This is a genomic window from Isoptericola sp. NPDC019482, assembly GCF_040632295.1.
Classification (GTDB): domain Bacteria; phylum Actinomycetota; class Actinomycetes; order Actinomycetales; family Cellulomonadaceae; genus Isoptericola.
This window is the reverse complement of sequence record NZ_JBEYBQ010000026.1, coordinates 47827-60475: the sequence shown is the minus strand read 5'-3', so window position 1 is coordinate 60475 and position 12649 is coordinate 47827. Positions and strand designations below refer to the sequence as shown.

Annotated in this window: 12 protein-coding genes; 3 read left to right on the top strand and 9 right to left on the bottom strand. The window is 74.3% G+C overall.

Annotated elements, in window-relative coordinates; all coding sequences use genetic code 11:
* Window positions 1–168 precede the first annotated feature (168 nt).
* The gene (locus tag ABZ493_RS15915) at window positions 169–1152 is read right to left on the bottom strand and encodes a hypothetical protein (protein ID WP_430583119.1); all 984 of its coding nucleotides are present in this window, start codon (window positions 1150–1152) and stop codon (window positions 169–171) included.
* A 97-nt stretch (window positions 1153–1249) separates the two neighbouring features.
* Here ABZ493_RS15915 and ABZ493_RS15910 point away from each other — a divergent pair, with 97 nt between their 5' ends.
* The 3 genes from ABZ493_RS15910 (at window position 1250) to ABZ493_RS15900 (ending at window position 3376) form a co-directional block, all read left to right on the top strand.
* Window positions 1250–2461, top strand: a complete 1212-nt coding sequence (locus tag ABZ493_RS15910; RefSeq protein ID WP_430583118.1) for an MFS transporter — start codon at window positions 1250–1252, stop codon at window positions 2459–2461.
* 28 nt (window positions 2462–2489) lie between these two features.
* Entirely contained in the window at window positions 2490–2885 is a 396-nt protein-coding gene (locus ABZ493_RS15905) for a YchJ family protein (RefSeq protein ID WP_430583117.1), read from the top strand.
* Window positions 2886–2998: 113 nt separating this feature from the next.
* Window positions 2999–3376, top strand: coding sequence for a hypothetical protein (locus ABZ493_RS15900; RefSeq protein WP_430583116.1), 378 nt, complete (start codon window positions 2999–3001; stop codon window positions 3374–3376).
* Between the two features lie 58 nt (window positions 3377–3434).
* Here the strand turns inward: ABZ493_RS15900 and ABZ493_RS15895 are convergent, their stop codons facing one another.
* The 8 genes from ABZ493_RS15895 to ABZ493_RS15860 all read right to left on the bottom strand — a co-directional run bounded on the left by ABZ493_RS15895 (window position 3435) and on the right by ABZ493_RS15860 (window position 12648).
* The gene (locus tag ABZ493_RS15895; protein ID WP_430583115.1) at window positions 3435–4772 is read right to left on the bottom strand and encodes a nucleobase:cation symporter-2 family protein; all 1338 of its coding nucleotides are present in this window, start codon (window positions 4770–4772) and stop codon (window positions 3435–3437) included.
* Between the two features lie 179 nt (window positions 4773–4951).
* A complete protein-coding gene (locus tag ABZ493_RS15890; RefSeq protein ID WP_430583114.1) occupies window positions 4952–7024 on the bottom strand; it encodes a beta-galactosidase in 2073 nt (690 codons plus the stop codon).
* 122 nt (window positions 7025–7146) lie between these two features.
* Window positions 7147–8064 carry an oxygenase MpaB family protein gene (locus ABZ493_RS15885; RefSeq protein ID WP_430583113.1) on the bottom strand — a complete coding sequence of 306 codons (918 nt, stop codon included), beginning with the start codon at window positions 8062–8064 and terminating at the stop codon, window positions 7147–7149.
* A 15-nt stretch (window positions 8065–8079) separates the two neighbouring features.
* On the bottom strand, window positions 8080–8463 hold the full coding sequence (locus ABZ493_RS15880) for a DUF4440 domain-containing protein (protein WP_430583112.1): 384 nt from the start codon (window positions 8461–8463) through the stop codon (window positions 8080–8082).
* Window positions 8464–8534: 71 nt separating this feature from the next.
* Entirely contained in the window at window positions 8535–9746 is a 1212-nt protein-coding gene (locus ABZ493_RS15875; protein ID WP_430583111.1) for an acyl-CoA dehydrogenase family protein, read from the bottom strand.
* Complete coding sequence (locus ABZ493_RS15870; RefSeq protein ID WP_430583110.1) at window positions 9739–10191, bottom strand: MaoC family dehydratase; 453 nt, start codon at window positions 10189–10191, stop codon at window positions 9739–9741. Before ABZ493_RS15870 ends, ABZ493_RS15875 begins: the two co-directional genes overlap by 8 nt.
* Window positions 10188–11723, bottom strand: a complete 1536-nt coding sequence (locus ABZ493_RS15865) for a long-chain fatty acid--CoA ligase (RefSeq protein ID WP_430583109.1) — start codon at window positions 11721–11723, stop codon at window positions 10188–10190. Before ABZ493_RS15865 ends, ABZ493_RS15870 begins: the two co-directional genes overlap by 4 nt.
* Window positions 11716–12648 carry an amidohydrolase family protein gene (locus tag ABZ493_RS15860; protein ID WP_430583108.1) on the bottom strand — a complete coding sequence of 311 codons (933 nt, stop codon included), beginning with the start codon at window positions 12646–12648 and terminating at the stop codon, window positions 11716–11718. Before ABZ493_RS15860 ends, ABZ493_RS15865 begins: the two co-directional genes overlap by 8 nt.
* Between the last annotated feature and the right edge of the window lies 1 nt (window position 12649).

Genomic DNA, 12649 nt, shown 5'->3' with positions numbered 1-12649 from the left:
CCACGCCCTCGGCACCCGCACCCCACCACGAACCATCACGCACACCCTCCAGATCAGGATGTTGCGATGACCGGTTGAGACCGCCGTACTACCTCAGCAGATTCAGTACTACCTCAGCAGATTCAGTACTACCTCAGCAGATTCAGTACTACCTCAGCAGATTCGGTACTACCTCGGCGTTCGGGGTACCACCTCGGCGAGGCGGGCGGCGGCCTCGTCGCGGCGGCGAGTGGCATCCGCGAGGGTCCGCTCGGCGCGCTGCCGGGCGACGACGGCGCCGCGCAGCTCGGCGTCGACGGTCGAGGCCTCCTCCTCCAGCTCGGCGAGGCGGCGGCGGACGGCGTCGCGTTCGGCGTCCGTGCGGTGCGCGATCCCCTCGATCCGGCCCACCTCCGCCGCGGCGGCGCTGCCGGCGTCGCGCGCGGCGGCGACGTCGTCCTCCGCGTCGGCGAGCGCCTGCTCCGCCTCGCGCCGGGCCGCGTCGCGCGCCTCCTTCTCCGCCGTCGCGGCGGCGTCGTCCTCCGGTACCGTCCCCTTCCGGCGGCGTCCGCTGCGTGCACCCGGAAGGTCGGGGACGGCGTGCAGGTGCCGCGCCGGCGCGCCCTCGTCGTCGACCGGCGCGATGCCGAGCGCGTCGGGGACGGCGACGGCGGACGCGACGTCGGCCCGCCCGATGCCGGTGGCCTGCAGCGGCCCGATCAGCAGCCCGCTGCGGACGGCGCGCCCGGCGTCGGCGTCGATCATCGCGGCCGTGAGCGTGGACTCCACCTGGGTCAGGACAGCGTCGGACACGGTCGCCCCGGCCTCGACGGCGAGCGACCGGGCCCGCGCCGCGACCGCGGCGACGAGCTGCCGCCGCTGCCGCGTCAGCTCACGCAGGCGCTTCCCGTCGAGGTCGTCCTGCGCCTCCCGGAACGCGGCGCCGAGCTCGACCACCTGCTCCACCTGCTCCGCCTCCGCACGGGCCAGGAGGTTGACCACCCACGCCGCCGTCGACGGCTTGCGCAGCCGCTTCACCCGGTCGGCCGCGTCCTCCTCGCCGTCGGCGCGCAGCGCGGCGGCGCGGGCGTCGCGCGCGGGGACGAACTCCGCCGGCTCGAGGGCATAGAGCTCCCCGGCGACCTCGGTCAGCAGCTCCGCCAGCGTGGGCACCCTCCGAGAATCGCACCTGTCAGGGCCAGCGCGCGGCATACCGCGCGCACGTCCTGACAACCGCGGAGCCCGGGCGCCTAGGATCGTTTCGATCCCCATGACCGAGAACCTCTCCTCCGCGCCGGCGTCCACCATCACGCCACCCGTCGACGAGCGTCGCGCCACGATCATCCTGGTCGCGATGGCGCTGTCGACGTTCCTGTTCGTCACCGTCGAGTCGCTGCCGTCCGGCCTGCTCACGCTCATGGCTCCCGACCTGGGTCGGTCCACGTCCGAGATCGGCCTGCTCGTCACCGGCTACGCGCTGGTGGTGCTGATCACCACGGTGCCGCTGGCGCACTGGGCGCGCCGGGTGCCGCGCCGCTGGGTGCTGTCGGCGTGCGCGGGCGTGGCCGCCGTCGCGACGCTGTGGGCGGCGCTCGCCCCGTCCTACGAGCAGCTGTTCGCGGCCCGCCTGGTGACGGCGACCGCGCAGGCGCTGTTCTGGGCCGCCGTCGTGCCCGCGACGACCGGGCTGTTCCGGCCCGTGGTGCGCGGCCGCGTGATGACGCGCCTCGCGCTGGGCAACTCGCTGGCCCCGGTGCTCGGCGTGCCCGCGGGCACGTGGCTCGGAGAGCACACGTCGTGGCGGTGGACGTTCGCGGCCGTCGCGGTGCTCTCGCTGGTGGTGACGTTCGTCGTGCTGGCACTGTTCCCGACGATGGCGCCGTCCGAGGGCGGCGCCAGCCGGGCCCCGCACCCGAACCGGCGCCGCTTCCTGTTCCAGATGGTCACGACCGGCCTGGTGCTGACCGGCGCGTTCGGCGTCATCACCTTCGTCACGCAGTACTTCATCGAGGTCACCGGGTTCGAGCAGTCCGACATGGCCAGGCTGCTGCTCCTCCAGGGGGCGGCCGGCGTGGTGGGCACGATCGTCGTGGGCCGGTTCATCGACGCGCGCCCCGTCGCGGTGCTGCTCGTCGCGCTCGCCGTGCTCACCGTGGCGCTGACGTGCCTGTGGGCGTTCGGCGAGCAGCCCGTCGCGGCCGTCGCGTCGCTGGCGCTGTTCGGGTTCTCGTTCTCCTGCGTGCCGCCCGCGCTGTCGCACCGGGTGATGCTCGTGGCGCCCGGGTCGACCAACATGGGCGTGGCGATCTCGTCGTCCATGTTCAACGTGGGCATCGCCGCCGGCTCCGGGTTGGGGGCCGCGCTGGTCGCCGCCGTCGACGTGCGCGTCGTGCCGCTCGCGAGCGCCGTCGTCGTGCTGCTGGCGCTGCTCGTCTCCCTCGGGGAGGAGCGCTTCAACCCGCGCCTGCCGGGCGCACACTGACCTGCCGCACCGACCACAGGAGGACCCCGTGCTCGACGACGACCGCTGCCCCTGCGGCTCCGGCGACACCTTCGGCGCGTGCTGCGGCCCGCTGCTGCGCGGCGATCGCCCCGCGCCCACCGCGGAGGCGCTGATGCGCTCGCGCTACACAGCGTTCGCCGTCGGCGACGCCGCCTACCTGCGCGCCACGTGGCACCCACGCACCCGGCCGCCGTCGCTGGAGCTCGACGACGACCAGCGGTGGCGGCGCCTCGCCGTGCTCGCCACCCACGCGGGCGGCCCGTTCGACGACGGCGGCGAGGTGGAGTTCGTCGCGCAGTACGTGCAGGCGGCCACGGGTGAGCGTGGCCGCCTGCACGAGGTGAGCCGGTTCGTCCGCGAGGGCGGTCGCTGGTTCTACGTGGACGGCGACATGCAGGGCTGACCGCCGCGCCGATCGAGACCCGAGAGAACTGATCCAGATCCGGACCCATCCGCCTGTCGAAGGGCACCGAACCCCGGGTGCCCGAATCACACCGACAAGATGGAGGCAACATCATGCGCAAGATCTGGACCAAGTCCGCGGTCGTGACCGGTACGGCCGCCGCCCTCGTTCTCGGAGGCGCCGCCGCGGCGAGCGCCGACACCGGCGACCACTCCGAGAGCACGGACCAGACCGAGACGCACGTCGACGACAGCGGCAACGTGTCGCTCGACGACATCCTGAGCGGGGCAGTCGACCTCGGTGACGTCGCCAGCGGCAACGCGGTGCTCAACGGGGTGGACCTCGACGTGAACGAGGTGCTCAGCGGCATCCTCAGCGGCAACGACTCGGACGTGAGCGTCGACCCCGACACTGACGTCGACGCCGACACGAACGCGTCGTCGAGCGGTTCCGACGAGGACGGCGGTCTGCTCAGCGGTCTGCTGCGCTGACGGATCCTGCTCCTTGGAGGTGTGGCACCCACCCGTCCGGGTGGGTGCCACACCTGCGTCAGCGGGCGGCCCCGGCGCTCTCGGTCTCGGCGTCGGGTTCGTGCTGTGAGTCGTCAGGCCCCGCTGCCGGGCGAGGGCGGAGCTGGTCGCCGTTGAGCAGCAGGTTGAGCAGGATGGCGCTGATCGCACCGGCGCTGATGCCGGAGTCGAAGATCAGCTGGAACCACGTCGGGAACTCCGCGTAGATCTCCGGGCGCACTGTCGGGAGCATCGCGACGCCGAGGGACACGGCGACCACGAGGATGTTCTTGCTGGTGAACGTCACCTTGGTGAGCGAGCGGACGCCCGACGCCGCGACCATGCCGAACAGCGCGATCCCCGCGCCGCCCAGTACCGCGCTGGGCACGCCCTCCACGACCGCGCCGACCTTCGGCACCAGGCCCAGCAGCACGAGGATGCCGCCGGCCATCGTCGCGACGTACCGCGACGCGACCCCCGTGAGGCTGACGAGCCCCACGTTCTGCGCGAACGCCGTGTACGGGAAGGTGTTGAACATCCCGCCGAGGACGGTCGAGAGCCCGTCGGCGCGGAGGCCGTCGCCGAGGCGCTGCTTCGTCACGGGCCGGCCGGTGATCTCGCCGACGGCGATCATGTCGCCCGTCGTCTCCGTCATGATCACCAGCCCCACGACCAGCATCGACACCACCGCGGCGAGCGGGAACGTCGGCAGGCCGAAGTGGAACGGCGTCACGACGGCGAACCAGCCGGCCTCGCCCACCCCGGACCAGTCGACCTTGCCCATCGGCAGCGCGACGAGCGTGCCGAGCGCGAGCCCGAGCAGCACGGAGAGCCGCGCCAGGGCGGGCGGGGCGAACCGTTCGACGAGCACGATGAAGAGGAGCGTCCCCGCCGCGAGCGCCAGGTCGGACGGCGCGGCCGTCTCGCCGTTGTTCGTGATCCAGCCGGCGGCGACGTCCATGAGCGAGACGCCGATGATGAGGATGACCGTGCCGGTCACCAGGGGCGGGAAGAACCGCAGCAGCGCCGAGAAGAACGGCGCGACGAGGATCATGAACAGCCCGCACGCGATGGTGGCGCCGAAGACGGCGGTGATGTCGTACGTCGTGCCGATGGTGATCATCGGGCCGACGGCGGCGAACGTCACGCCCTGCATCAGCGGCAGGCGCACGCCGAACCGCCAGAACCCGAGGGACTGGATGATCGACGCGATGCCGGCGACGAACAGGTCGGCGCTGATGAGGAACGCCAGGTCCTGAGCCGAGTAGCCGAGGGCGCCGCCCACGATGAGCGGCACCGCCACCGCCCCGGCGTACATGGCGAGCACGTGCTGCAGCCCGAGCGGGAACAGCCGCGCGAGGCGCGGTACCTGGTCCACGGGATGCCTGCTGCTGGGAGGTGCCGTGCTGGGTGAAGCCTCGGACATCGGTCGTCCCCTTCCGTCACCGGGCGCCTGGGCGGCGCGTCGGGACGACGGTAGGGAGCGCGCGTTTCCGTGGAGTCAAACAGAGTTTCCGGGAAGTGACATCTTCCCGGATGAACCTTTTCGACCGCCCGTCACCCGGCCGCGAGGACGACGACGTCGTGCGGCGCGAGCGGAAGGGGCGCGGAGACGTCGTGCCGTGCACCGCTGCGCACGTCGGTGAGCGCCGTCGCGTCGCGCACGCCGGCGGGGCCCGCCCTGAGCGCCGCGCCGATGGCGAGCGGCACGGGCCGGTCCGTGTGGTTGATCGCGACCAGGGTGCCGCCGCGCCACACCGTCTCGACCCCCGGCACCTGCCCGCCACGGGGCACGCCCGCGCCGTCGAGCGCGGCGCGCAGCACGGCGGCGAGCCCGCCGCCCGGCGTCGAGAGGTCTGCCCCGACGTACCAGGCCCGCCCCGCGCCGTGCGCGTGCCGCGCGACGGCGACGCAGCCGGCCAGCGGCCCGTCGCCGTACGTCGCGAGCACGTCGGCGCCGTCGGACCGGGTGCGCTCGCCGAGCGTCGCGGCGGTGCCGGGGCCTTCGCCCAGCCCCTCGTCGACCCCCTCCTCGGCCCGCACGACCGTGCTGCCGCCGTCGGGCAGCGGCACCCACTCCTCCGCGGAGACGCCGAGCACGTGCCGCAGCGGCGCGGGCGAGCGCCCGGCGTGCAGGTGGGACAGCCCGTCCGCGACGCCGCCGAACGGCCCCCACACGAGGCGGCCGCCGCCCGCGACGTACGCGTCGAGCCGCGCCGCGGCGGCCTCGTCGAGGACGTACTGAGCGGGGGCGAGCACAAGGTCGTACCCGTCCAGGGCGACGTCGTCGCGGTCCGCGGGCACGACGTCGACCACCACCCCCAGCCGCCACAGCTCCCGGTGCCAGGCCTGCAGCGTGGCGAGCGGGTCGAGGCGGGCGGTCGGGAGCGCGACCTGGGTGGCGGCCCACCACGACGTCCAGTCCCACAGCAACGCGACGCGGCGGTGGACGGGCCCGCCGACGAGACCGCGCAGGGCGCGCAGCTCGGCGCCCAGGGCGCGGATCCCCCGGTGCACGGCCGTGTCCGCGCCGGCGACGGGCAGCATCGCCGAGTGGAAGCGCTCGGGCCCGGAGCGGGCCTGGCGCCACTGGAAGAACAGCGCGCCGTCGCAGCCGTGCGCGAGCGCCTGGAGCACCTCGGCGCGCAGCCGCGCGGGCGACTTGGTGAGGTTGTGCTCGCGCCAGCTCACCGCGCTCGCCGCCTGCTCCATCCGCAGCCACGACCCGCCGCCCGCGAGCCCGCGCGCGAGATGGTTGACGAGCGCCGCGTCGGCGGGGGCGTCGGGGGACGCCGGGTCGGGGTAGGCGTCGTCGGCGACGACGTCGAGGTCGGCGCGCCAGGTGTGCGGGTCGATGCCGCCGAAGAACCCCATGAGGTTGGTCGTGACGGGGCGGTCGGGGTCGTGGCGGCGGACGATCGCCCTCTGCTCGCGGTAGAGGTCGAGCAGCAGGTCGGAACCGAAGCGCCGGAAGTCGAGCTCCTGCGACGGGTTGCGGTGGTACGGCGCGACGCGCGGCGGCAGGATCTCGGCCCAGTCGCCGTACTCCTGCGACCAGACGGTCGTGGCCCAGGCCGCGTTCAGCGCGTCGACGGAGCCGTACCGGGACCGCAGCCAGTCGCGGAAGCGCTCGGCGCAACGGTCGCAGAAGCAGACCTGGCCGTACTCGTTGCCCGCGTGCCACATCCGGACGGCGGGATGCCCGGCGTACCGGGCGGCCAGCTGCTCGGCGATCGCCGCGGCAGCCGCCCGGTAGGCGTCGGACGACGGGCAGAACTGGTTGCGCGACCCGTAGCTCAGCACGGTGCCGTCCGCCGTCGTGGGCAGCGACTCCGGGTGCCGGTGGCCCAGCCACGGCGGTGGGGAGGCGACGGGCGTGGCGAGGTCGACGGCGATGCCGGCGCCGTGCAGCAGGTCGAGCACCTCGTCCAGCCAGCCGAAGCGGTACTCGCCCGGGCGCGGCTCGAGGTGCGACCAGCTGAACACGCCGACCGTGACGAGGTTGACGCCCGCCTCCTGCATCAGCACGACGTCCTCGCGCCAGACGGCGGGGTCCCACTGCTCCGGGTTGTAGTCCCCGCCGTACAGCATGCCCAGCTCGTCCGTGAGCCGTGCGAGACCGGTCGTCATGAGTCCCCCGCGAATGTCGAAGCGCTTCGATGCGCGCCAGCCTACCGACCCGCGAGTTGTCAGGACCAGAGCGAGGCATACCGCGCGCTGGCCCTGACAACTCGCGAATCAGCCGCGGGGCGTCAGCCGGGCGCGGTCTCGGGCGCGGCCTCGGGCACGCCCGCGCGCGGGTATGCGCGCCTCCGCTCCGAGGTGCCCATCCCCCACCGCACGGCGCGGGTGGCGAGCGCCCCGGCCGGGCCGCCGAGCGCGCGGCGGAACCAGGTGTCGACGTCGAGCTGCTCGCGCGCCCACGCCGGCAGGGACGACACGGCGCCCGCGGCGAGCAACGCGTAGGGCGGGCGGGCCGGGCCAGGCAGCGGGGGCTCGCGCAGCAGGAACCGCACGGTGTCCGCCGCCGCGGCCGACAGCTCGAGCTCCGGCCGGTACGCCTCGATCGTCTCGCGCAGCTCGGCCACCGTCTCCGGCACGACGACGGCGCCCAGCGCCCGCGCGACACGCGCGGCCTGCGCCACGTACTCGTCCGCCTCCGAGACGGTGAGCGGCCGCTCGCCGAAGCGCTGGTGCGCGGTGAGGAACGAGTCCGCCTCCGCCGCGTGCACCCAGGTGAGCAGGTGCGGATCGCCCGCGCGGTAGGGGCGGCCGTCCGGTGCCTTGCCGCGCACCCGGTCGTGCACCGCCCGGACGCGGTCGATCGCGGCCTGCGCGTCGTCGGCGGTCGCGAACGTGGTCGTCGCGATGAACGTCGCCGTGCGCTCCAGCCGCCCCCACGGGTCGCCGCGGTAGCCCGAGTGACCGGCCACGCCCGCCATCGCCAGCGGGTGCAGCGACTGCAGCAGCAGTGCCCGCAGCCCGCCCACGAACATCGACGCGTCAGCGTGCACCCGCCCGACCGGGCTGTCGGGCGCGAACCACCGCGGGCCCGGCGTCAGGTGGATCCGGTCCCGGACCGCGACGCCGTCGGCGCCCGACACCTTCTCGAACAGCATGTCGCCCAGCCGCAGCCGCAGCCGTTCGACCGGGTTCGTCGCCGTCGTCATGCCGCCAGTATCCGCTCACACGTCCATCGGCGTGAGCACGGCGATGCGCCAGCCGTGGTCCGTGCGCACCAGCTGGTAGACGAACCGTTCGGTACCCTCGCCCGGCCCGTCGTGGTGCCACGTCACGTCGGCCCACACGCTGTGCGCGGTGGCGGCCACGACCCGCACGTCCGCCGTCATACCGGTGACGCCCTCGTACTGGCTCCACGACGACCCGAAGAACTGCTCCGTCTGCGCGCGGCTCGTCACCGGCAGCGACTGCCCGGGGAACAGGATCAGCGCCGGCACGGCGTACAGGTCCGCGACCGCGGCCTCGTCGCGGGCCAGCAAGGCGTCCCGGTAGCGGTCGAAGAACTGAGCGGAAACGTCGTCCGGGGCGTCCGTGCGGTCGGTGGTCATGGCGTCCGCCTCCTCGCGGTGGTGCTGCGTCGATCCGTCGACGGTACGCGCACCGCCCGACGGCGAGCGGCTCAGACGAAGGCCGAGATCCCGGTGACCGCCCGGCCCACGACGAGGGCGGTGATCTCGTCGGTGCCCTCGAAGGTGTAGATCGCCTCGGCGTCGGCGAAGAACCGCGCGACCCCGGCGTCGAGCGTGATGCCGTTGCCGCCGCAGACCTCGCGGGCCAGGGCGACGGTCTCGCGCGTGCGGCGCGCCACCCACCCCATGGCGAGCGCGGCGTCCGCGTCGGTGAACCCGGCACCCGACGACGCGTCGTCCGCGAGCTGCGACAGCCGCACCGCCATCCCCAGCGACGCGGTGAGGTTGCCGAGCATCGTCGCCAGCTTGGCCTGCACGAGCTGGAACGACGCGATCGGCCGCCCGAACTGCTCGCGCCGCCGCGCGTACGCGAGCGCCGCCCGGTAGGCGCCGGCCTGCGCCCCTGCGGCGAGCCACGCGACGTCGGTACGCATCGGGCGCAGCAGCCGGTTCACGTCGCGGAACGACGCGACGCGCTGCAGCCGCATCGGCTCCGGCACGCGCACCCGGTCGAGCGTCACGTGCCCGCTCTCGACGATCCGCACCGCCGTCTTGCGGGCGATGGCCTCGACCGTCACGCCGGGCGCGCGCCGGTCGACGAGGAACGCCAGCACCGGGCCGTCGGGGCGGTCGGTGACGTCCCGGGCGAACACGGCGAGCAGGTCGGCGAGCCCGGCGCCGCCGATCCAGCGCTTCGCCCCGGCGAGGACCCAGGTGTCGCCGTCGCGCACGGCGGTGGTCTCGAGCCCCCGCGCGACGTCGCTGCCGTGGTCGGGCTCGGTGAGCGCGAACGCTCCCCAGGTGGTCCAGTCCCGGACGACCGGGTCCCAGCGCGCGACCTGCTCGGGCGACCCGCCGTGCCGTACCGCGCCCCGGAACAGCCACCCGTGGCCGCCGAACAGCACCGCCGTCGACACGTCGGTCCGTGCCAGCTCGAACGTGCGGAAGCCGGCGAGCAGGGCCGACGCCTCCCGCCCGTCGACGGGGTCCAGCAGCCGCGCCGCGGCCAGCGCGTCGCGGAGGGCGGGTGGGCACTCCGCGCGCTCCCACCACTCGTCGACGTACGGCGCGACGTCGTGGTCGAGCACCCCGCGCAGCCGCCGCAGCACGGCGCGCTCCGGCTCGGTGAGCAGCAGCTCGTAGCCGTACGGGTCGACGTCGGCGTAGAGCCGGTCCTCCCCCGTACCCGGCGGCTCAGGCATAGAACCGCGCCAGCCACGCGGCGACGACGGCCGGCTTGGCGCCGTCCTCGACCTCGATCGTCGCGTCGAGCGCGAGCTGGTGACCGCCCGCGACGGCGACGACGTCACGCACCGTCGCGGACATGCGCACGCGCGAGCCGACGCGCACGGGCGCCGGGAACCGCACCCGGTCGAGGCCGTAGTTGACCTTCGTGCCCACCCCCTCGACCTGCAGCAGCTCCTCCGAGAACGGCACCACGAGCGAGAGCGTCAGGTAGCCGTGCGCGATCGGGCCGCCGAACGGTCCGGCCGCCGCCCGCAGGGGGTCGGTGTGGATCCACTGGTGGTCGTCGGTGGCGTCGGCGAACTGGTCGACCTGCCGCTGCGTGACCTCGCGCCAGGCGGTGACGCCGAGGTCGGCGCCCGCGAGGGTCTCGATCTCGGCGTAGGGGACGTTCGTGGTCATGGGGCCTCCTCGAACCTCTGACGGAGCACGTGCTTGCGGAGCTTTCCGGTGGCGGTGCGCGGCAGCTCGGGGCGCACCACCACGTGCCGGGGGATCTTGTAGCGGGCGAGCCGGTCGGCCAGGGCGTCCCGGACGTGGGCCTCGACGTCCTCCGGAGCGAGGCCGGCGTCGTCGGAGAGGACGACGAACGCGCACCCCACCTCGCCCCAGCGCTCGTCGGGCACGCCCACGACGGCGGCCTCCGCGACGCCCGGCACCTCGAGCAGGGCGTTCTCCACCTCGGCCGGGTACACGTTCTCGCCGCCGGAGATGTACATGTCCTTGAGGCGGTCGCGGACGTACACGTACCCGTCGTCGTCGACCGTGGCCAGGTCGCCGGTGCGGTACCAGCCGTCGACCAGCGCGGCGTCGGTCGCCCCGGGGTCCTCCCAGTACCCGGCCATGACGTTCGGCCCCTGCGCGACCACCTCGCCGATCTCGCCCGGGGCGACGTCGCCGCCGTCGGCGCGCACGACCCTGCCCTCGACCCAGAAGTGCGGACGGCCGGCCGACCCGTGCTTGCGCTCCGCGTCGGCCGCCGTGAGCAGGAAGACGCCGGGCGCCGTCTCGGTCATGCCGTAGCCCTGCTCGATCGGGACGCCCCGGTCGGCCCACGCGCGCAGCGTGCGGTCGGGCAGCGGCGAGCCGCCGACGACGACGTTCCGCAGGGACGACACGTCCGTCGCGGGGAACAGCTCGTGCCGGGCGAGCAGGTCGAGCATGGTCGGGACCGCGAACATGCTGGTCGCCCGCTCGCCCGCGATCGCGCGCAGCACCGCCTCGGGGCGGAACTGCTGCTGGAGCACGATCCGGCCGCCCTTGAGGAACGTGGGCATGACGAGCATGTTGAGCCCTGCCACGTGGAACAGGGGCGCGAAGGCGAGCGCGACGTCGTCGTGCGCCACGTCGGTGTCCACCAGCACGGAGAAGTACTGGAAGCTCAGCGAACCGTGGGTGTGGACGGCGCCCTTCGGGCGGCCGGTGGTGCCGGAGGTGTACATGATCAGGGCGGGGTCGTCCCAGGTGACGGGCTCGTCGACCTCCTCCTCGCCCGCGGCCGCGATCAGCTCCTCGTACGGCCCGGCGGTGCCCGGCGGGCCGACGCCCACCCAGGCACGCACGGCCGGCAGGCCGGGGGCGATGCGCCGCACCAGCTCGTCGTGCTCGGGCCCGTGCACGACGACGCCCGCGCCGCAGTCGCCCAGCACGTACGCGACCTCCTCGGCCGCGAGGCGGGCGTTGACCACCACCCAGATCGCGCCGAGCTGCGCCGTCGCGAAGAAGGTCTCCAGCAGGCTCGGGTGGTTGAAGCCCACGTACGCCACGCGGTCTCCCCGCCCCACGCCCGCCGCGCGGAGCGCGTTCGCGAGCCGTCGGGTCCGCCGCTCCACGTCCGCGTAGCTCAGCGCGGTGTCCCCGAAGCTGATCGCCGTCCGGTCCGCGCCGTTCTTCAGCCGCCGGCGCGGCCACGAGCCGACGCCGAGGTCACGCACGGCCCCTCCCGGTCGACGTCCCGGCCGAGGTCCCGGCCGAGGTCCCGGCGAGGCCCAGCACGCGCACCGCGTTCTCCTTGAGGATCTTCGGCAGGACGTCGTCCTTGAGCCCGAGCTCCGCGACGTCGCGCCGCCAGCGGTCGGGCGTGAGCAGCGGGTAGTCGGAGCCGAAGAGCACCTTGTCCTGGAGCGGGCCGTTCGCCTGCCGCACCAGCGCCTCGGGGAAGTACTTCGGCGACCAGCCGGACAGGTCGATGTACGCGTTGCCCTTGTGCGTCGCGACGGCGATCGCCTCGTCCTGCCACGGCACGGACGGGTGCGCCATGATCACCGTGAGCCGCGGGAACGCCGCCGCGACGACGTCGAGCAGCACGGGGTTCGACAGGCCGAGCCGCAGCCCGTGGCCGCCGGGCATCCCCGCCCCGATGCCCGTCTGACCGGTGTGGAACAGCGCCGGCATGCCCGCGGCCTCGACGAGCTCGTAGAGCGGGAACCAGCGCTCGTCGGACGGATCGAAGCCCTGCAGGGTGGGGTGGAACTTCATGCCGCGCACGCCGAGGTCGTCGAGCTGGCGGCGGGCCTCGTCCAGGGCGTCGGGGCGGCGCGGGTCCACCGAGCCGAACGGGATCAGCACGTCGGCGTTCGCGGCCGCGCCCGCGACGAGGTCGTCCACGCTGTTGGGCGGGTGCCCGAGCTGGGTCGTGGCGTCCACCGTGAAGACGACGGCCGCCGTGGCGCGCTCGCGGTAGTAGGCGGCCGTCTCGTCGACGCTGGGGCGCTCGGTCGGGGCGCGGAAGTAGCGCGCGGCGGCCTCGATCACCTCGGTCGGCAGGGAGTGGTGGCCGGCGTGGTCTTTCTCGACGTGCACGTGCGCGTCGACGGCGTCCAGGGCGGCGACGTCGACGGCGCACTCGTACCGGGCCACG

Excerpts from the sequence above, each read along its gene's own strand:
- ABZ493_RS15910 (WP_430583118.1), top strand. The coding sequence starts at position 1,250 with ATGACCGAGAACCTCTCCTCCGCGCCGGCGTCCACCATCACGCCACCC.
- ABZ493_RS15900 (WP_430583116.1), top strand. The coding sequence starts at position 2,999 with ATGCGCAAGATCTGGACCAAGTCCGCGGTCGTGACCGGTACGGCCGCC.
- ABZ493_RS15890 (WP_430583114.1), bottom strand. The coding sequence starts at position 7,024 with ATGACGACCGGTCTCGCACGGCTCACGGACGAGCTGGGCATGCTGTAC.
- ABZ493_RS15885 (WP_430583113.1), bottom strand. The coding sequence starts at position 8,064 with ATGACGACGGCGACGAACCCGGTCGAACGGCTGCGGCTGCGGCTGGGC.
- ABZ493_RS15880 (WP_430583112.1), bottom strand. The coding sequence starts at position 8,463 with ATGACCACCGACCGCACGGACGCCCCGGACGACGTTTCCGCTCAGTTC.
- ABZ493_RS15875 (WP_430583111.1), bottom strand. The coding sequence starts at position 9,746 with ATGCCTGAGCCGCCGGGTACGGGGGAGGACCGGCTCTACGCCGACGTC.
- ABZ493_RS15870 (WP_430583110.1), bottom strand. The coding sequence starts at position 10,191 with ATGACCACGAACGTCCCCTACGCCGAGATCGAGACCCTCGCGGGCGCC.